The sequence below is a fragment of the Winogradskyella aquimaris genome (assembly GCF_042676105.1).
GTDB lineage: Bacteria > Bacteroidota > Bacteroidia > Flavobacteriales > Flavobacteriaceae > Winogradskyella > Winogradskyella aquimaris.
The window spans coordinates 51,084-68,310 of sequence record NZ_JBHTJQ010000004.1; the positions used below are offsets into that span (position 1 = coordinate 51,084).

At 35.5% G+C, this 17,227-nt stretch carries 19 protein-coding genes; 7 read left to right on the forward strand and 12 right to left on the reverse strand.

Annotated elements, in window-relative coordinates:
* Positions 1 to 346: 346 nt before the first annotated feature.
* Together ribH and ACFQ1K_RS04710 are read right to left on the reverse strand one after the other, a co-directional pair.
* The gene (ribH, locus tag ACFQ1K_RS04705; RefSeq protein ID WP_320556482.1) at positions 347 to 853 is read right to left on the reverse strand and encodes a 6,7-dimethyl-8-ribityllumazine synthase; all 507 of its coding nucleotides are present in this window, start codon (positions 851 to 853) and stop codon (positions 347 to 349) included.
* Between the two features lie 2 nt (positions 854 to 855).
* Positions 856 to 1,620: a tetratricopeptide repeat protein gene (locus ACFQ1K_RS04710; protein ID WP_320556481.1), complete on the reverse strand. Its 765-nt coding sequence runs from the start codon at positions 1,618 to 1,620 to the stop codon at positions 856 to 858.
* Positions 1,621 to 1,761: 141 nt separating this feature from the next.
* Here ACFQ1K_RS04710 and recF point away from each other — a divergent pair, with 141 nt between their 5' ends.
* From recF to ACFQ1K_RS04740, 6 genes are all read left to right on the forward strand, one after another.
* Entirely contained in the window at positions 1,762 to 2,841 is a 1,080-nt protein-coding gene (recF, locus tag ACFQ1K_RS04715; RefSeq protein ID WP_320556480.1) for a DNA replication/repair protein RecF, read from the forward strand.
* Positions 2,838 to 3,257 (forward strand): hypothetical protein, encoded by a 420-nt coding sequence (locus ACFQ1K_RS04720; RefSeq protein WP_320556479.1) that lies wholly within the window; start codon positions 2,838 to 2,840, stop codon positions 3,255 to 3,257. Before recF ends, ACFQ1K_RS04720 begins: the two co-directional genes overlap by 4 nt.
* A gap of 17 nt (positions 3,258 to 3,274) precedes the next feature.
* Positions 3,275 to 3,571: a DUF721 domain-containing protein gene (locus ACFQ1K_RS04725; RefSeq protein WP_320556478.1), complete on the forward strand. Its 297-nt coding sequence runs from the start codon at positions 3,275 to 3,277 to the stop codon at positions 3,569 to 3,571.
* Between the two features lie 100 nt (positions 3,572 to 3,671).
* Positions 3,672 to 4,172, forward strand: coding sequence for a CIA30 family protein (locus tag ACFQ1K_RS04730; RefSeq protein WP_320556477.1), 501 nt, complete (start codon positions 3,672 to 3,674; stop codon positions 4,170 to 4,172).
* 35 nt (positions 4,173 to 4,207) lie between these two features.
* Positions 4,208 to 6,631 (forward strand): penicillin acylase family protein, encoded by a 2,424-nt coding sequence (locus tag ACFQ1K_RS04735; RefSeq protein WP_320556476.1) that lies wholly within the window; start codon positions 4,208 to 4,210, stop codon positions 6,629 to 6,631.
* On the forward strand, positions 6,624 to 6,977 hold the full coding sequence (locus ACFQ1K_RS04740; RefSeq protein WP_320556475.1) for a hypothetical protein: 354 nt from the start codon (positions 6,624 to 6,626) through the stop codon (positions 6,975 to 6,977). Before ACFQ1K_RS04735 ends, ACFQ1K_RS04740 begins: the two co-directional genes overlap by 8 nt.
* Before the next feature lie 287 nt (positions 6,978 to 7,264).
* On the opposite strand, the gene ACFQ1K_RS04745 is transcribed toward ACFQ1K_RS04740, so the two are convergent.
* The 4 genes from ACFQ1K_RS04745 to ACFQ1K_RS04760 all read right to left on the reverse strand — a co-directional run bounded on the left by ACFQ1K_RS04745 (position 7,265) and on the right by ACFQ1K_RS04760 (position 12,086).
* Positions 7,265 to 9,490: a TonB-dependent receptor gene (locus tag ACFQ1K_RS04745; protein WP_320556474.1), complete on the reverse strand. Its 2,226-nt coding sequence runs from the start codon at positions 9,488 to 9,490 to the stop codon at positions 7,265 to 7,267.
* Positions 9,490 to 10,767: a tetratricopeptide repeat protein gene (locus tag ACFQ1K_RS04750; RefSeq protein WP_320556473.1), complete on the reverse strand. Its 1,278-nt coding sequence runs from the start codon at positions 10,765 to 10,767 to the stop codon at positions 9,490 to 9,492. The genes ACFQ1K_RS04745 and ACFQ1K_RS04750 overlap by 1 nt, the downstream gene beginning before the upstream one ends.
* 75 nt (positions 10,768 to 10,842) lie before the next feature.
* Positions 10,843 to 11,406 carry a DUF4331 family protein gene (locus ACFQ1K_RS04755; protein WP_320556539.1) on the reverse strand — a complete coding sequence of 188 codons (564 nt, stop codon included), beginning with the start codon at positions 11,404 to 11,406 and terminating at the stop codon, positions 10,843 to 10,845.
* A 23-nt stretch (positions 11,407 to 11,429) separates the two neighbouring features.
* The gene (locus tag ACFQ1K_RS04760) at positions 11,430 to 12,086 is read right to left on the reverse strand and encodes a DUF4331 family protein (protein WP_320556472.1); all 657 of its coding nucleotides are present in this window, start codon (positions 12,084 to 12,086) and stop codon (positions 11,430 to 11,432) included.
* Between the two features lie 141 nt (positions 12,087 to 12,227).
* On the opposite strand from ACFQ1K_RS04760, the gene ACFQ1K_RS04765 reads away from it, so the two are divergent.
* Positions 12,228 to 13,400 (forward strand): LETM1-related biofilm-associated protein, encoded by a 1,173-nt coding sequence (locus ACFQ1K_RS04765; RefSeq protein ID WP_320556471.1) that lies wholly within the window; start codon positions 12,228 to 12,230, stop codon positions 13,398 to 13,400.
* Positions 13,401 to 13,402: 2 nt separating this feature from the next.
* On the opposite strand, the gene ACFQ1K_RS04770 is transcribed toward ACFQ1K_RS04765, so the two are convergent.
* The 6 genes from ACFQ1K_RS04770 to ACFQ1K_RS04795 are packed head-to-tail and all read right to left on the reverse strand — an operon-like array spanning position 13,403 to position 17,225.
* Complete coding sequence (locus ACFQ1K_RS04770) at positions 13,403 to 14,158, reverse strand: LytR/AlgR family response regulator transcription factor (protein WP_320556470.1); 756 nt, start codon at positions 14,156 to 14,158, stop codon at positions 13,403 to 13,405.
* 28 nt (positions 14,159 to 14,186) lie between these two features.
* A complete protein-coding gene (locus ACFQ1K_RS04775) occupies positions 14,187 to 14,510 on the reverse strand; it encodes a 2TM domain-containing protein (RefSeq protein WP_320556469.1) in 324 nt (107 codons plus the stop codon).
* A gap of 32 nt (positions 14,511 to 14,542) precedes the next feature.
* The gene (locus ACFQ1K_RS04780) at positions 14,543 to 14,887 is read right to left on the reverse strand and encodes a 2TM domain-containing protein (RefSeq protein WP_320556468.1); all 345 of its coding nucleotides are present in this window, start codon (positions 14,885 to 14,887) and stop codon (positions 14,543 to 14,545) included.
* A gap of 11 nt (positions 14,888 to 14,898) precedes the next feature.
* Positions 14,899 to 15,204 (reverse strand): 2TM domain-containing protein, encoded by a 306-nt coding sequence (locus ACFQ1K_RS04785; RefSeq protein ID WP_320556467.1) that lies wholly within the window; start codon positions 15,202 to 15,204, stop codon positions 14,899 to 14,901.
* A 12-nt stretch (positions 15,205 to 15,216) separates the two neighbouring features.
* The gene (locus ACFQ1K_RS04790; protein WP_320556466.1) at positions 15,217 to 16,575 is read right to left on the reverse strand and encodes a histidine kinase; all 1,359 of its coding nucleotides are present in this window, start codon (positions 16,573 to 16,575) and stop codon (positions 15,217 to 15,219) included.
* A gap of 26 nt (positions 16,576 to 16,601) precedes the next feature.
* Positions 16,602 to 17,225 carry a tetratricopeptide repeat protein gene (locus ACFQ1K_RS04795; protein ID WP_320556465.1) on the reverse strand — a complete coding sequence of 208 codons (624 nt, stop codon included), beginning with the start codon at positions 17,223 to 17,225 and terminating at the stop codon, positions 16,602 to 16,604.
* Positions 17,226 to 17,227 lie beyond the last annotated feature (2 nt).

The following is a 17,227-nucleotide window of genomic DNA, read 5'->3' on the forward strand; positions in this document are numbered from 1 at the left end:
ATTTATTTGATTTTCGCTTGGTATTCCCTTTCAATTCATTCCACTTGCGCCCCAAGTCGTCTTTCGACTCATTCCGATGGTTATCGGTCGTAGAATCCTGAAAACGTGGTTTATAATTGAACCGCTTATTTTTTCTTTGATTAAACAAGTTGGCTTGTAAATTAAACGCTTGATAGTCTCAAAAGTACTTAAAATACAAGGAAATATTGCCTAATGATTCCTTAAAATTATCAACAAAAAAGATGCCACTTTGAACTTGGAAGCAAGACCTTAGCGCCTTACTATCTGTTTGAAATTTAAAAAATGAGGCACAAACAAGCGTTTGTCCTGGTTAGCGACCCCTCATTTATTTGGTATCTCTTCTTAGGGCCGCCATTTTTATGGCAGCTATGGCAGCTTCGGTACCCTTATTTCCGTGCTTACCGCCAGAACGATCAATAGATTGCTGCATATTATTATCTGTCAACACACAAAAAATAACAGGTATATCTCCTGATAAATTAAGATCTTTAATGCCTTGAGTAACCCCTTCACAAACAAAATCGAAGTGCTTTGTTTCACCTCGAATAACACAGCCAATCACAATGATGGCGTCTAGCATACCTGATTGAGCATAGATGCTTTTAGATAGTCGTGCGGCCCCATAGGTCAATTCAAATGTTCCTGGCACATTCCAACGCACTATATTTTCTTTCAGTGCACCACAATCTGTCAAGGCGTCAAAAGCACCTTGCCAGAGCCCTTCTGTAATATTGTTATTCCACTCTGAAACAACAATCCCAAACCGAAAGTCTTTCGCGTTTGGGATTGTTGCTTTATCGTAATGTGATAAATTGTGATTTTCAGTTGCCATTCTTAAAGTTTAGCCTGAGCCATACCAATTAAAACATCAACTTGATCTGCTTCTGTAGAACTGTCAAATTCAGTCTCAATTCTATTTAGATAATCTAACGCTTTTTGGTTTTGATCTAAATCTATAGCAACTCTCGCCGCCTTCAACAAATACATTGGTGTGGTATAATCATTGATATTAGCTTTAAACGCTTTTTCGTAATATTCAAGTGCTTCAGGCAATTGCTCTAGCTGAACAAAAGCATCTCCAATCCCACCCTTAGCTATAGGACCTAACATTTTATCGTCACTAGAAAAATCGCTTAAGTGTTCAATGGCATTTTGATAGTCCTTTAGATTTAAATAGGCCATACCTGCATAATAATTAGCCAAATTGGCAGCAGGTGTTCCGCTGTATTCATTAATAATATCTAACATACCATATTTTCCTTCACCGCCATTTAGCGCCATGGTATACAATGAATCTGAAGAAATGCCATTTGCAGCATCTTCAAAATATTTCTTTGCGGTATACATCTCGTTCATGGCCTCTTTTTCCTGAGGTTCTGCCACATATTTGTTATACCCTAAATAACCTAATACTAAAACAGCTGCAACTGCAATAAAACCAACTATGTAGTTTTGATTTTTAATAAACCACTCTTCTGTTTTCGAAGCACCCTCATCTAAGGTATTAAATACCTCTGCTGTTGTTGAGTTTTCTTCTACAACTTCTTCCTTTTCTTTTTTGGTTTTTGGTTTATAGCCTCTTTTCTTGTACGTTGCCATATCTTGTCTATTAATGCGTGCGCAAAAATAAAATTTTTATTGGGATTTAAAAGCCAAATTATTTGTTATTTTTCAATAATTTGCGAGAATATTCATTACATTATAAAGCTACTAGATTCAAGCAAAGGACATCTATTTTTTATGATACTAAATACCCTCTCTTTAGTAAATTACAAGAATTTTGAAAGCCAGGTTTTTGATTTTGACAGTAAAATAAATTGTTTCGTCGGTGCCAACGGAGTAGGAAAAACAAATGCCCTAGATGCCATATACCATTTAGCATATGGTAAAAGCTATTTTAACCCTATCGCTCTGCAGAATATAAAGCACGGAAGCGACTTCTTTGTTGTGGATGGCCATTTCACTAAAAACGAACGAAAAGAAAAAATTATTGTGTCTCTCAAAAAGGGGCAGAAAAAAATCATAAAACGAAATGGTAAGGCCTATGACAAGTTTAGTGATCATGTAGGCTTTATTCCGTTGGTTATTATATCACCTGCCGATAGGGATTTAATTATTGAGGGTAGTGATACGCGACGTAAATTTATAGATAGTGTGATTTCACAAAGTGATAAACCTTATTTAACGGCTCTTATTGCCTACAATAAAATATTGTCGCAACGTAATGCCTTGTTAAAGTTCTTTGCCCTCAACAATACCTTTAATGCAGATACTTTAGCGATTTACAACGAACAGCTAAATACTTATGGTACAGAAATTTTTGAAAAACGGAATGCTTTTTTAAAAATTTTCATTCCTATTTTTAAGGATAGATACGAAGCTATTAGTCAGAGCAAAGAAGCCATAGACCTAAAATACAAAAGCGATTTGTTTGATGGTAATTTGCTTTCATTATTAAAAAGCAACCTCAACAAGGACAAGGCCTTACAATACACTAGTGTTGGTTCTCACAAAGATGATCTAGTCTTTACCATTGATGAGTTTCCAATAAAAAAATTTGGTAGTCAAGGGCAACAAAAATCATTTTTAATTGCTCTTAAATTGGCACAGTTCGATTTTATTAAAAAACAAAGTGGTGTCTCTCCTATTTTACTTTTAGATGATATCTTTGATAAATTGGATGAAAACCGTGTTGCACAAATTGTTAGCCTAGTGGATGATGATCATTTTGGTCAAATTTTTATCAGTGATACCCATGCTGACCGCACGGAAACCATTGTTAAACAAATCCATCAATCTTACAAGCTATATAAACTATGAGAAAATTGCTTTTTATAACCTTACTACTAATGGTTAGTTGTTCCAATAATCCTGAGCATTATTTAGAACACCTTAACGGCTATTGGGAAATAGAGGAAGTAACATTAAGTAATGGAACTAAAAAGCAATACCAATTTAACGAAACGATAGATTACATAAATGTCAATGACAGTCTACAAGGATTTAGAAAGAAACTAAAACCAGGTATCAACGACACATATTTCACTTCGGATGATGCCGAAAAAATAATAGCAAAACTAGAAAATGATAATTTAGTTCTTTATTACAGCACACCTTATTCAAAATGGAAAGAAACTGTTCTAGAAGCTTCAGAAACCCATTTAAAGGTGCGTAATGAAAATAAGGACGTATATTTATATAAACGTTATATACCTATTCAATTAGATGTTGACTAAAAAATGATGTAATACTAATGGCAAAGCGCAACAATGATAATCGATCTATTGAGGACATTCTAAAAGAGTTTGTGCAGACCAATAATTTAGAAACTGGTTTAAATAAAGTCAATGTGCGCGAAGCCTGGGCAAACCTTATGGGTAATGGTGTCAATAACTATACCACTGCCATAGAACTCAAAAATGAAACGCTCTATGTGCAACTTAGCTCTAGTGTGCTGAGGGAAGAGTTGAGTTACGGTAACGAGAAAATCGTGAAAATGCTTAACGAATCCATTGGTAAGGAGATTGTAAAAAAATTGGTGCTCCGTTGATTAAAGCATTAAAGTTTTCTAAATTCTAAAAACAATCATTTTAACATTTTGTAACTTTAATAAAAAAGCAATGTTAAAACTGTATCCATTTCTTTTCCTCATGTTTATACAACAACCTTTGACCTTATATCAATTTAGTACGGATAATCCTTTAGACAATTGGCAAATATTAGACGATATTGTCATGGGTGGGCAATCTGATGGTCATATCAAAATTAATGAAGACGGCCATGGCGAATATTATGGTCATATCTCATTAGAAAATAATGGAGGGTTTTCTTCGATTCGTTATGATTTTGAAACTATAGATTCATCTAACTATTCCTGCTTTAAGATTCGTATTAAAGGAGATGGTAAAACCTATCAATTTAGGGTTAAAGATAGCCGATACAATCGCTATTCCTATATCTTCAAGTTTGAAACTACTGGTAAATGGCAGACGGTAAAAATTCCTTTTGCCGACATGTATGCATCATTTAGAGGATACCGAATAGATATTCCTAACTTTAAGGGAGATCAGATGGAAGAAATCGCATTTTTAATCGGAAACAAGAAAGCTGAAGATTTCAAACTTTTAATAGACACTATAACTTTAGAATAATATTTGGTACTTTTAAAGCACCAATTTTTGACTTAATGAAATACACTAAACTCATCGTCTCCTTTGTCCTAACCATAGGGCTTTTTTTTATACTCAATACAAAACTAGGTTCTATACCACCCATCGGTAAATTTTTGAATCCCTATTCAGGAATATGGCAAAATGAAACTGACGAAATTGTTACAGGCCAGATTAACCTGCCAGGATTAAAAGACATCGTTACTGTCCATTATGATGAGCAATTGATTCCACATGTGTTTGCACAAAATGAAAGTGATCTTTATAAAGCACAAGGCTATTTAACAGCGAAACACAGGTTATGGCAATTAGAGTTTCAAACCTACGCTGCGGCAGGACGCTTGTCTGAAATCATTGGTGAAAAAGCTTTGGATTACGACCGTACAGAGCGTCGTAGAGGTATGGGGTACGGTGCAGACCAAGCTATCGCATATATGGAGGAAAACGATAAAGAGACTTTGGGTTATATCCAAGATTATGCGGATGGTGTTAATGCTTACATCAACCAACTAAAGTCCGAAGATTATCCTGTGGAATATAAATTATTAGACTATAAGCCAGAAGCTTGGTCACCTAAAAAAACGGCATTACTGTTAATGTATATGACCAAAATGTTGGCAGGTGGAGACGAGGATTTGGAGTACACCAATGCTTTGCGCTTGTTTGGAAAAGAAAATTTTGATTTTCTTTTTCCTGATTTTTTTGACATTACAGATCCTGTAATTCCTAAGGAAACCAATTGGGATTTCATAGACGTCCCACAAACCGCTTTACCAGAAAGTATGGCGATATTAGACACGATTTCAGAAACCATATCAAAACCCAATCCAGACAACGGTAGTAATAACTGGGCGGTATCTGGAGCTAAATCGGCGACAGGAAATCCGATATTGGCAAATGATCCACATTTAGGTCTAAATCTACCATCAATTTGGTTTGTCATGCAGCTTAGCACACCTCATCATAATGCTTTTGGTGCCACAATTCCTGGAGCATTAAGTGTTATTTCAGGCTTTAATGAACATATTGCCTGGGGAGAAACCAATGCTACCAGGGATGTGATTGATTGGTACAAAGTAGAGTTTAATAAAGACCGCACAAAATACAGATATGACGGCATCTGGAGAGATGTTAAAGTAAGAGTAGAGGATATTAAAATAAAAGGCAAGAAAAATTATAAAGATTCGGTATTGTACACGCATCATGGTCCCGTGGTATTTGATAAAAATTTTAGAGGAGACAACAAGTTAGCTGGCTATGCCATGAGATGGATTGGTCATGATGGAGGTAATAATCAACGTACATTTATAGAATTAAACAAGGCTAAGAACTATGATGATTATGTAAAAGCTTTAAAACATTGGAATGCACCAGCACAAAACTTTGTTTTTGCTTCAACTGAGGGAGACATTGCCCTTTGGATTCAAGGTAAATTCCCTAATAAATGGGAAGGACAGGGTAAATTCTTAATGGATGGTAGCAATCCCGAAAATGATTGGCAAAGCTACATACCTCAACCGTTTAATGCCCATACCAAAAATCCTGACCGCGGTTTCGTAAGTTCAGCCAATCAGCATCCCGTGGATGAAAACTATCCTTATTTTGTATTTAATGATGGTTATGAGACCTACAGAAATAGAGTGATAAATGATTACTTTAATTCAAAAGAAAAATTTGATATTGAAGATTTTAAAGATTTACACAATAATAATTACAATCTTAAAGCTGCTGAAATTGTGCCTTACATGCTTGCCCACATGGATGCCTCTTCCCTATCGGAAGAAGAAATGGCAATTTATGACGAAATAAAAGCATGGACATTTAATAACGACATTAATGAGGTTGGCCCAAGTATTTTTAGACAATGGTATGGTAAACTGTACAACTTAGTTTGGGATGAATTTGATATTGAGGACATAGCTCTAACAGCACCATTTACTTACCAAACCATATACCTCTTAAAAAACCACGGTAACCATAAGTTCATGGACATCAAAGAAACAGAGGATAAAACTGAAACAGCAGAGGATTTATTTTTAATTGCATTTAAGGAGGCTGCAAAGCGACTAATAGAAATTAGAGAAGAAAAAGGAGACTACACCTGGCTAAAATACAAAGCTACTTATGCTGGTCACTTATTGCAAGCCTTACCGGCCTTTTCACGCTTTGACATTCCTATTGGAGGAGATCGGAATATAGTTAACGCCACAGCGGAAAATCATGGACCATCCTGGAGAATGATTGTTGAGATGTCATCACCACCAACAGCCATTGGTATTTATCCTGGTGGACAATCCGGGAATCCTGGAAGTAAATACTATGATAATTTTATAGACGATTGGGCTGCTGGGAAGTATCACCATCTTTATTTTATGCAATCCAATAAGGCTACCGAAGCTATTATTGGTACACAAACTTTAACACCGACTAACAATGACTAAAATTATCACCAACTTTTTCGCAACGATTTTATTGGCATTTTTATTGTCATTTGTTATGCCATGGTGGTCAGTAATGACCGCAGCTTTAGCCACGGCATTATTCATACCTCTTAAACGAGCAGCGGTGTTTTTTGTACCCTTTTTTGCGATTCTTATATTTTGGGCGGTTTACAGTTTTATACTAAGTAGTGGTAATGATTACACGTTGGCCAAACGTATTGCTGTACTTTTACCCCTTAGTGGAAACCCTTATCTTTTAATGCTCGTCACAGGTATTATAGGCGGTTTGGCAGCTGGTGTAGCTGCTGTCTTTGGAAAGCAGATTACCTTGATGGGAAACAAGTAATTAAGTTCTTTTATCTAAGAATAGATATAAATTCCGTGTGTAACAAGGTGGTAATGTTCACTAAAGTGAACCCCTTATTTCATAATTTTATAAGATAGACGTAATCTTATCCGTTTAAATAAAAATAAAACACCCACAAAAATGTGGGTGTTTCCACTAACAAAAAAACTCAAAAACGTATCAAAATCCCTTATGATACAGGCCAACTGTAATCCTCAGCTAACCCTTTTTGTTAGCAACCAATCAACCAAACTTAATTCGCTTCCCCACAAATTAAGGGTTGAAACCTAAAAATTATAAGTCACTATACCTCTTATAAAGAAAGGAGTTCCTGGAGTAAAATGTATTTCTTCCACCGACTCTGCTTCATTTTGCAGACGAGATTCTGTAGCAAATTGAGTTTCGTTCCAATCCACATCGAATAAATTTTCTACCATTAGCCCAAGAGTAACATTTTTCATTCTGTAATTGATGTTAAAGTCAGTCACAAAATAACCTTCAGCAACAATTGAATTATCTTCGTTAGCTGGTCTATCATCCAAATACCTCAAGCGCAAACCACCAGAAAAACCGTTGAAATCGTCAATTGACAACCCACCTGTAAAAGTAAAGTCTGGAGCCAGTGGTATGAAGTCTTCACCCTCCGGTTCATCAATACTTCGAGCATTTGTGTAAGTCGCATCAGAATCTAAAAACAACCAATCGTTAATCTGATATCTCAGGCCTAAATCCAAACCATAACGCCGGGTTTTACCACTTGGTTCCACTACACCAGCATCCCCAACATATACAAACTCTTGCTCTAAGAATAAATACCACAACGCAGAATTAACAACTAGTTTTGGAAATGGTTTCCAAACGGTACCTAAATCCATACCATAAGAGCGCGGTAAAATATCTTCTCCACTGTTAGCGACTACCACTCTGGCATCATTAGAATGAAATCCTAATCCTGATTTTAAGTAAAGTTGTAGGTTATCCTTGGCATTATAGTAAAAATTTAACTTCGGACTAACTATGGCTTTTGTTTCTGATTGCGTCTCGTAATTTGTTTGTAACGCATCATTATACATAAATTTAAAGTAGTCCAAACGTAAGGCTGGAGCAACCCTAAATTTGCCAAAATCAAAATCGGCATTAACAAAGGCATTCATGTTGGTCTGATTAATATCGCCTAATTGAATAGTTTCTAAGGTCGTGGTTCGATTTAATGTTCTAGACAATTCTACATCATCGATAATGTCATGTCTTAATCCAAAACCCGCAGTTAAATTTAATTCTGTATCTCCGAAGTAAGTAGAATGGTTTAATGCGGCATTCACACCAAAAATCTGTCGATCTTCCTTTTGTTTTATTTGATCCCCGTTCAATGGGTCTTCTAAAAAGAATGTAAAATTAGAATAGAGCTCGAAAGCATAATGAGAGTAAAAGGCATTAGCTTTAAGTTTTGTCTGATCTGATATGTATTTATCATAAGCTACATTTATATTGGTACGCTCTGTTTCGCCACCTTCAGTATCATCAATAGCTCCAAAACGAGTGACATTACCATTATCTACTTCACGCTGCGGTATTTGCCCTGAAGCATCCCATCGGCTGGTAAAGTGTGATGCCGATAGTGTTACCCTATTATTTTCTGGGGAATACATGACGTATTTTCCGAATAGATTCAGTCGGTTAAAATTTTGAGGAGAATCAAATGGGCCATCAGTACCTATAAATTCCATGGCGATATATGCATTTTGACTTTTTGAATTTTCTAATAAATCAAATAACCCAACTGTTCTCAAAGTATTAAATTGGCCTAATGACAACGACACACTACTTTCACCTATAAAATCTTTTGTTTTAAAATTTACATAGCCTGCAGTATTAAAATCACCTTCTGAAGCATAATATGCCCCTTTTCCAAAATCAATTTTGTTTACAGTCTCGGGAATTACAAAGTGTAAATCGCTATAGCCTTGTCCATGAGCATGAGAAACCATATTTACAGGCATACCATCTACTCCAATGGTCACATCGGTGCCGTGATCTACATCAAAACCACGAAGAAAGATTTGTTCTGCTTTTCCTCCTCCGGCATGTTGACCAATAAATAATCCTGGTACTTTTCTTAAAACTTCTTGTGAGGAATTAACTGGTGTTACATTAAGATCTAACCTCGTAATTGTACTCACTGGATTAAGCTCTTCTCTAATTACCATCTCATCGAGCTGAAATACTTTTTCTTCTAAAATGATACTCAAACTCTTGGTATTTGTAATGGTAACTATTTTAGTTTCATAACCTAAGAGTCCAACCCTTAATGAGTCACCTACCTTGGTGTCATTGATAACAAATACACCATTTTCTGAAGTGTGGGCATGTGATTCTGAATTAATATTATAAACATAAGCTGCTTCAAGGGGTTGATTAAGCTGGTTAGACACCACACCTCTAGTTGACTGTGCTTTTGCAACATATACAAAACAACTCGCTAAAACGATTAGCATGGATAGTTTTCTCATCATTATAGTTGGTTTATTTTTGATGCCATATTTGGTCCAAGTTCATAAATACTGGCTACCAGTTCATTTTTTAAATCTGAAACTAAGTCCGTCTTCCCAGCTGCTTTATATATTTCAGCAATATGGTATAAAACGGTTGGCTCTGACGATTGACCATCTACATAGTTTTCAATAATGGAGTTTGCCTTTTCAACGTCTCCCTTTTTAAAATAACTCCATGCTAATAAATCGTAAGATTGTGGTGTAGGTCTATTCTCTACCTCTATTTTTGCAATTTCAAGGGCATGTTCAGGTAACATCATGTTTTCTGCATATAATAAGACATTATAGGCGTTGTACATATCACCATAATTACTGTTCCGAACCATTTTATTATAGTCCGCAATAGCTTCATCTTTTAATTTATTATTTTGCATATAATTTGCGATTTCAGCTTTAAGCAATAGATAATCTGGCGCTTTGTAATATGTAGAGATCTGTTCTAAAATTTTCAACGCAATTTTAGGATGATTTTCATAAGAAAACGCTATCCATGCAATTCCCTTTTTGGCATGGGCATCTGTTGAATCCAATTCTAAAGCTTTCAGGTAATACATGTAGGATTTTTCTATTTCACCAGCATGCCCATAAAAGTCTCCTAGATTGGTATAGGACCATTGTTTCAAACTTTTTAGGTTAGAGGCTTCTGCTATAGCTTTCGCCTTTTCCATTTGAATAATCGCTTGATCTAAATTACCGTTATGGTCTTCCCATTTTGCTAAACGGATTAAATAATCAAAATCGGATGTGTTTTTAAAACTATTTAAATACGATTTAGCAGCAAAATAATTTCCTAATTCCAAATGAACATCAAATAGCATTTTTTCGGTGCCTTTTAGTTTATCACCATTTTTTTCTGCCTGTTGCAATAAACCTAAGGCTTCTTTAAAACGATGCTGGGAAATATAATTTGAAGCTAAACTTCTTAAATATGATGTGGTTTTCCCTTTAGTAACTTCAATAGCATGTTTAAGATCATTCTCAGCTTTAATCAAGAAATCAATATCACCAGTAGCGTCAAAAATTGCAGTATACCCAGATGCTCGTTTTATCAAGTAGGGATACTGGTTTGGATTGGCATTAAGCTTACTTGTCCAAATTTCTGTATCGGCTATAAGAGCAGATTTATCAACTGCTTCATTTAAATAAGTGCTATAATCTTCACTCTTTGTTACCGTAGCTTTTCCACAGTTAAACAATAGCAATAATAGTATGAGGGGAAAGGTCTTTTTTAGTATCATGGTTTTGTGTTTTTTAGTGTTTAAAAAAAATCCTGAAGTAGACTTTAATCTACTTCAGGAATTGGGTTCTGTATCTTACCAAGGCGAGGCCAAATAAGGGAAAGACGATAAAAAAGCTTTATCGTTAGCATCTACATTATCGTTAGATAATCCTGGGTTCTCAGAGAAATCCTCACCTCCAAAGATGAGCAACAGCTCAACGGTTATAACATCATCGGCCAGTGCTCTACCAGTTAAAACATTAGTACCGTCAAAAAACGTCGTTGTTCCGTCCAAGGAAACGTTTAGAACGTCTGTTGCTAGCAAACCTGTAAAAGTAGCCGCATCTAGACCTAAAGCATTAGTATCGCCAGGGTTTGCATAAGCAGGACTCAATGCTTCTAAATTATTCTGAAACATGGTCTGAAAAGCTGCTCCCTGCTGTGACGGAATAGTTGTATTAAAAGCATCCTTCATACCTGAAGAAACAAAGACCGTATTTACTGCTGGTCGTCCCATTTGGTCTTGTTGTGCATAGGTTCCTGAAAAATCAGGTCCCATAGGCTGAGAGCCCATATTATCATCATCGTTATTACAATTAAATACTACTGAAGCGATTAAAATTGCAATAGCAAACTGTTTTATATTATTAATTCTCATCATTTATTGTTTTAAAAATTAGATTATTGTCTTCTTTTAGCTTCTACCCAAGTGTTTATTGTTCCTGTGCCACCAATCATAGATTTTGGTACCTCAACGACAACAGACAGTACATTTGTACCCGCAAACGTATCTGCTCCTGGGTTATTAAAACTTGTAGCATTACCGGCTATAATTTGTCCATATTGGGCAAAATCCATAAAAAATGGATCATCTCTAGGTCCGGCAAAAGCCATCATCCCAGCAGAGCTCTCTACAATAGCGGATTCTCCGTAAGCCGTAATATCTACTGAAAGCTGATTGGCTGCATTACTGGCAATGGTACTGTTTAAACCTGTTTGAGTTGGTGATATTGGTCCAAATACATACATTTTACCATCTCTTGGTATGGCCTGTATGACAAGATCCTCAACGCTATCACCTGTATTATCGATATTAAACTCAATTAATACATTTTCATCAAAAGTTGCATTCTGAGTATCGTTACCTGGACCTAAAAGTCCCTGAACGTTTGCTACAAAGGCAATATTCGATGTATTTTCACCTTGAAAGGCATAGAAATCCGTGATATCACTAGTACCACCTTGAACTGCAGGAGCATCAATATGATCTGCTGCGATAGCAACCAATGTTACAATCCCTGCGATTGCTGTTGCTAAAAAAATTTTTGTTTTCTTCATAATTTTGAGATTTTGTTAATTATTGTGTCTCTATCCTACCTACGGAAAAATGCAAGAGGCGGTTTTATATTTTTTCAAAAAGCTTGGAAAGTGACTGTTTTTTATAGATAAAAAGTATATTTATATCATAATAGGATTACCATGAACCCATCTGCAAATGGCTGGATAAAAAAACTACTCTCTGAAGTATCTGAATGGGATGATATTCAGACTGACACGACTACGTTTTATCAAAAGCTAAAGGAAACAGGATTCGTTTACGGAAGTAATGTTGACGTATTGCCAGATAATTATAAAAATAACGATTTTACAGATGAAGAACGCTGCAAAATCAATCTACTCCTTACCTTTTATTTTATATATAAAAAGCAAAATACCAATGAGAATTTCACAGAACATCTCATAAGGTATTACAAATCCATAAGCAATAACAAACGCTCCTTCTTTGAAGACTTATTTGGTGATAAATCCTCTGAAAGTTTATTAGAAAAACTCATCCATAAGCGCATCTACATTGATGATAATCTTATTACCAAGACGTTTAATTATTTTTTAATAAACGCCTTACTGTTTGTGGATATTTTAGGGTATCAACGGTTTTTAAAACATGAAAACAAAATTAGAAACTACGTTATTAATATTGAGTCTGCCTTAGAGACCATAGTCTTTTCGGCTATAGATTCTAAAACCCAAAAATCGGAGTACGACACTAACCTCATAAGGCTTTTCGAAGACTCGGTACGTCATAAAAATTCCGAATTACCTTCCTATACTGACGCCATTAACTTTATATCGGAACCTTTAGAGAAACTTTATCTGGTTGATTTGGTTTGTATGGCCTTATGGTCTGATAAGATAATTGATGCAGAGGAACTGGAATTTTTGGACCAACTTAAAACCGATTTGCAATTAGATTCCGAGGTTATGTCAAAATCCGTAGAGGACATTAACGTGTTTTACGAAACGCACAAAGATGATGTTGCTTTTTTGCGGTCTAAGAACTTGGCGCAAAGTTTTTATGATAACAGTAGTAAAGTCGTCTCCAAACTCATAAAACGCAATAGCAAGCGGCTGATTAGGGAATTGTCTGAAAGCAAAGAAGCTATGGCGTTATTAGCCCAATCTACTCAGCGCAATTTAACCGACGAGGAACAAAAGAAAATTCAATCGCAGTTATTGGACATATTTAAATCCATTCCAAGTTTGGCTATCTTTATGTTACCAGGTGGTATGATTTTACTTCCGTTGTTTGTGAAGTTCATCCCTAAGTTGTTACCCTCGGCTTTTGATGAAAACAGGATAGAGGACGATTAAATCTACTCTAACCAGTTTTTAAAATCCTTCACGCGCTCTCTAGCCACAATAACCTCTTGCTCGTTATAACGATGCAGCTTAATCTGTAATCTGGAATTTGTATAGCTTATAATGTCTTTAATAGCATTGATATTAACGTAAAACTTTCTGCTTACCCTGAAGAACACATCGGGCTCTAACTCATCTTCAAGCTGATCCAAAGTCATGTCTAATAGGTAATTTCTACCCTCATTGGTATGCGCATAAGTGCCTTTATTTTCACTGTAAATACATTCAATGTCTTCAATATTTATGAGTTTTAGGTGTTGGCCCACCTTAACAGAAAAGCGCTTTTTATACTCGCGCTCAATAGGATTCACCAATAACTTTTTAATATCATTAAAATCTAAGGTTACTGGCTTGTGTTGCGGAGCTCGTTCTTTATATTTTTCAACCGCCTTTCTAAGATCATCTTCATCAATTGGTTTTAAAAGATAATCGATACTATTAAGCTTAAAGGCCTGTAGTGCATACTCGTCATATGCTGTTGTGAATATAACCGCAGAATTAATATCAATCGCTTCAAAAATCTCAAAAGATAAACCATCACTTAATTGAATATCTAAAAAAATTAAATCAGGATGTTCATTATTCTGAAACCACTCCAACGATTCTTCTACCGAATGTAACATAGTGTCTGCGTCCATGCCTAAGATTGTTAGCATGCGTTGTAATCGTCTTGCCGAAGGTTTTTCGTCTTCTATAATAATTACGTTCATCTTAAAATTTCAATTTTTTATGGTTATTTTATTCCCACATTTTTGTTTCTTCAATATCCTTTTTATCTAAGTAAGACTTAATCTTTTTGTTCTCCCAGCTTTTATTAAACATCTTTCGCTCTTTAAAAACTCTCCAGTAATTTATAAACATTGCTACTGTCCAGAGTAGCAATACAGAAAGGTTTAGACTTATAATTGTATGCGTGTAAGTACCTTCAACTATATATAGGTTGTAAAGCAGTAACGCTACAACAACAAGATAGCCAGCTAAATGAATGTAAAATAATTTTACACGTCTTATATGCTTCTTAGCTTCTAGCAATTGTTGCTCCTTTGAATTGTCAGATTCCATGAATTTATTTTTATCGTTCACTATCTATAGTATCACTCCCAATTACGATCGTCCTTATCCATAAATTCTTGGATTTTTCGCTTCTCCCAGTTTTTTCCAAAAAGGAAATCCGGTCCAAACACACCTAAAAAGTGAAACGCTAAACCAATACCCCAAAAAAGAGCTGTAGCATAAGTCCCGAAACCTGTAAAACCTTGACCTGAGTTTAATCCAATTAATAGGATCAGAAATATATTGACTACGATATATACCGCTAAATGCCAATAAAATCCAATTAAGGCATCTACCTTTTTTTTGGCTTTTAAATAGGCCTCTTCTTTTCTAAAATCTGAAACCTCATCCTTATCTTTGTAAGGCTCTAAACTATATTTTTCCATAACGTTATTTTTTACTTTGAATCATCAAATAACTCTTCATTCATGTATTCTTGAATCTTCCGTTCTTCCCATTGGGTTCCATACTTAAAGGATATAAAATGTAATATTAAAAAGACTCCCCAAATGGTCCAGGAACTTAGCACATCAATAGATAAAAACTCATTGACAAAGCTATCCCAGCTATTAAAATCACCCCATACCTTAATAAAAGTAAGTATGGTATTCACCATTAAATATATTATAAGGTGGGTGTAAAACCCTTTTTCCTTTTCTACTCTGCGTTTGGCTCTTATGTAATTTAAATTTTGATCGTTCATAACTTCATAATTTTAGTTCCAACGGTTTTTTTCATCTTCTTCACGCATATATTCCTGTATTTTACGCTCTTCCCACTTAGCACCTAAAGCTCCGTTATCTACATAAACACGGTAAGCTTGAAATATTAAGCTTATACCCCATCCAAACACTGGAAACCAAAACCATTGAATGGTATGTTGCGAATATCTGTACCATATAAAGATTAAAAATGGTATCACTAAAAAATAGGATATAAGGCTGTAGTAAAAGCCTTTGAGCTCATCGACGCGCTTACGAGCCCTTACATAATCGTCGTTAAGACGCTCTTTTGATTTTTGTGCGGTTCTCATGATTGATACTTGTTTTGTGAGCATTGGAATTGCCACAGCAAAATCCTTCTCTCTTTGATTGATGTAAACTTTTCGTTCTGTAAGAAGCTGGTAGCGTTGCTTTATATTTTCTAGACCCACACCACTGCTCTTCTTTACAATTTGTTTTGGTTGAAGATTGTTTAACACCACTAAGTGGTTGCCATCTTCATATATTTTAATGTGTAATGGCTTACTCGAGGTGACCATATTATGCTTAACGGCATTTTCCAGAAGTAACTGCAACGACAAGGGCACCACCTTGCTTTCAGGATTGGAAGCTTTATCTGGTATTTCAAAAATGATGCTATCCTCAAATCGCATTTTTAATAAGGACATATATGTTCTGGCAAAATCCAATTCTTCATCAATGGTTACTAGTTCCTTGTTTTTTTGTTCTAAAACATAACGATACACTTTAGATAGAGCTGTTGTAAACTTTTGGGCATTCTGTGGATTTTCTTCAATTAAGCTTGTTAATACGTTAAGGCTATTAAACAAGAAATGAGGGTCTAACTGATTTTTTAAAGCATCAAACCTTGCACTTGCCGCACCAGCGATTACTTTTTGCTCCTTGACCTTGGTTTTTTGTAATTCCCTATAATAATAAACAGCATGAAAAAATAAAGAGATCACCAGGGTAATGAGCAATGCACTTAAATAAAACGCTGTTCTCTCCGTGTTGACAAACTCTGCCCAAGATTCCCCTTCAAGTACAATTTCAATAAAGGCTCTTATGAAGAATATGGTTATTAATGTGATGATTACGGACCCAAAAAAACCAAAAGCCAACCTGAACTTTTTATAGCGATGCCAAACCACCACATCATTGATGTATTCAAAAAAGTAAGAGTTTACCAAACTCAGTGGTACGGAATATATAATATAGTAAGCAAACGTGCGGTAAAACCTTTCATCTAACTCAATATCCAACCCTGTGAAATAGCGTATAGACTGATCTACTATCATAATCACAATACCAACAAGGATACCAGATACTACCGTTTTAATGAATCGTTTCATGTATTATTACTAACTGATTAAATAATTTACTCCTTACATGCAGCTAAAACTTGCTCGGCACGCTTTTTTCCCCAATTAGGATGAAAATCACTCTTTGGTTTAAAGGTATCAAAAAGTTCTATTGATGCTTCAATATCTTTGCAAAATGGAGTGGTGTCCTTTCCAAAATATCTAGCACTTCCCATTCCCCAATCTGCCTTACAAAATGCAGCTCTTGGATTTGTTGGTGCCAATTCCAATGCCTTAGCATAAAGTTCTGTTACTTTTCCAGCATATTTCATACCGTAGGTAGCACCATCGTAAGCCACCCAATTGGTATACACCTGAGCCTGCATTATCATTATCTCGGCATTATCCTCGCTTTTACTCATGGCAATATCCAAATGTCTTTGTGCTTTGTCCAGTTGTGCTTTTAAAACGGTTTCGTCCTTTTCGTTCCAGCTTTTTAGACTATTCATCTGAGCAATGTAGTAGTTAGGCAACCACTCATCTTCCTCAGCTTTGGCAATGCGCTCAAACATATTTTCAGCTTCATCCCATTTCCCAGCTTCCCAAAGTTCAAAAGCTTTAGACATACCATTTTCAAAATTAGTTTGTGCTGGTGCAAGTCCTGTAATGACCAAGAATGCGATAAATATTAAATTCTTCATAA

Coding starts and splice junctions, on each gene's coding strand:
- ribH (WP_320556482.1), bottom strand. CDS start 853: ATGGCAACTGAAAATCACAATTTATCACATTACGATAAAGCAACAATC.
- ACFQ1K_RS04710 (WP_320556481.1), bottom strand. CDS start 1,620: ATGGCAACGTACAAGAAAAGAGGCTATAAACCAAAAACCAAAAAAGAA.
- recF (WP_320556480.1), top strand. CDS start 1,762: ATGATACTAAATACCCTCTCTTTAGTAAATTACAAGAATTTTGAAAGC.
- ACFQ1K_RS04720 (WP_320556479.1), top strand. CDS start 2,838: ATGAGAAAATTGCTTTTTATAACCTTACTACTAATGGTTAGTTGTTCC.
- ACFQ1K_RS04725 (WP_320556478.1), top strand. CDS start 3,275: ATGGCAAAGCGCAACAATGATAATCGATCTATTGAGGACATTCTAAAA.
- ACFQ1K_RS04730 (WP_320556477.1), top strand. CDS start 3,672: ATGTTTATACAACAACCTTTGACCTTATATCAATTTAGTACGGATAAT.
- ACFQ1K_RS04735 (WP_320556476.1), top strand. CDS start 4,208: ATGAAATACACTAAACTCATCGTCTCCTTTGTCCTAACCATAGGGCTT.
- ACFQ1K_RS04740 (WP_320556475.1), top strand. CDS start 6,624: ATGACTAAAATTATCACCAACTTTTTCGCAACGATTTTATTGGCATTT.
- ACFQ1K_RS04745 (WP_320556474.1), bottom strand. CDS start 9,490: ATGATGAGAAAACTATCCATGCTAATCGTTTTAGCGAGTTGTTTTGTA.
- ACFQ1K_RS04750 (WP_320556473.1), bottom strand. CDS start 10,767: ATGATACTAAAAAAGACCTTTCCCCTCATACTATTATTGCTATTGTTT.
- ACFQ1K_RS04755 (WP_320556539.1), bottom strand. CDS start 11,406: ATGAGAATTAATAATATAAAACAGTTTGCTATTGCAATTTTAATCGCT.
- ACFQ1K_RS04760 (WP_320556472.1), bottom strand. CDS start 12,086: ATGAAGAAAACAAAAATTTTTTTAGCAACAGCAATCGCAGGGATTGTA.
- ACFQ1K_RS04765 (WP_320556471.1), top strand. CDS start 12,228: ATGAACCCATCTGCAAATGGCTGGATAAAAAAACTACTCTCTGAAGTA.
- ACFQ1K_RS04770 (WP_320556470.1), bottom strand. CDS start 14,158: ATGAACGTAATTATTATAGAAGACGAAAAACCTTCGGCAAGACGATTA.
- ACFQ1K_RS04775 (WP_320556469.1), bottom strand. CDS start 14,510: ATGGAATCTGACAATTCAAAGGAGCAACAATTGCTAGAAGCTAAGAAG.
- ACFQ1K_RS04780 (WP_320556468.1), bottom strand. CDS start 14,887: ATGGAAAAATATAGTTTAGAGCCTTACAAAGATAAGGATGAGGTTTCA.
- ACFQ1K_RS04785 (WP_320556467.1), bottom strand. CDS start 15,204: ATGAACGATCAAAATTTAAATTACATAAGAGCCAAACGCAGAGTAGAA.
- ACFQ1K_RS04790 (WP_320556466.1), bottom strand. CDS start 16,575: ATGAAACGATTCATTAAAACGGTAGTATCTGGTATCCTTGTTGGTATT.
- ACFQ1K_RS04795 (WP_320556465.1), bottom strand. CDS start 17,225: ATGAAGAATTTAATATTTATCGCATTCTTGGTCATTACAGGACTTGCA.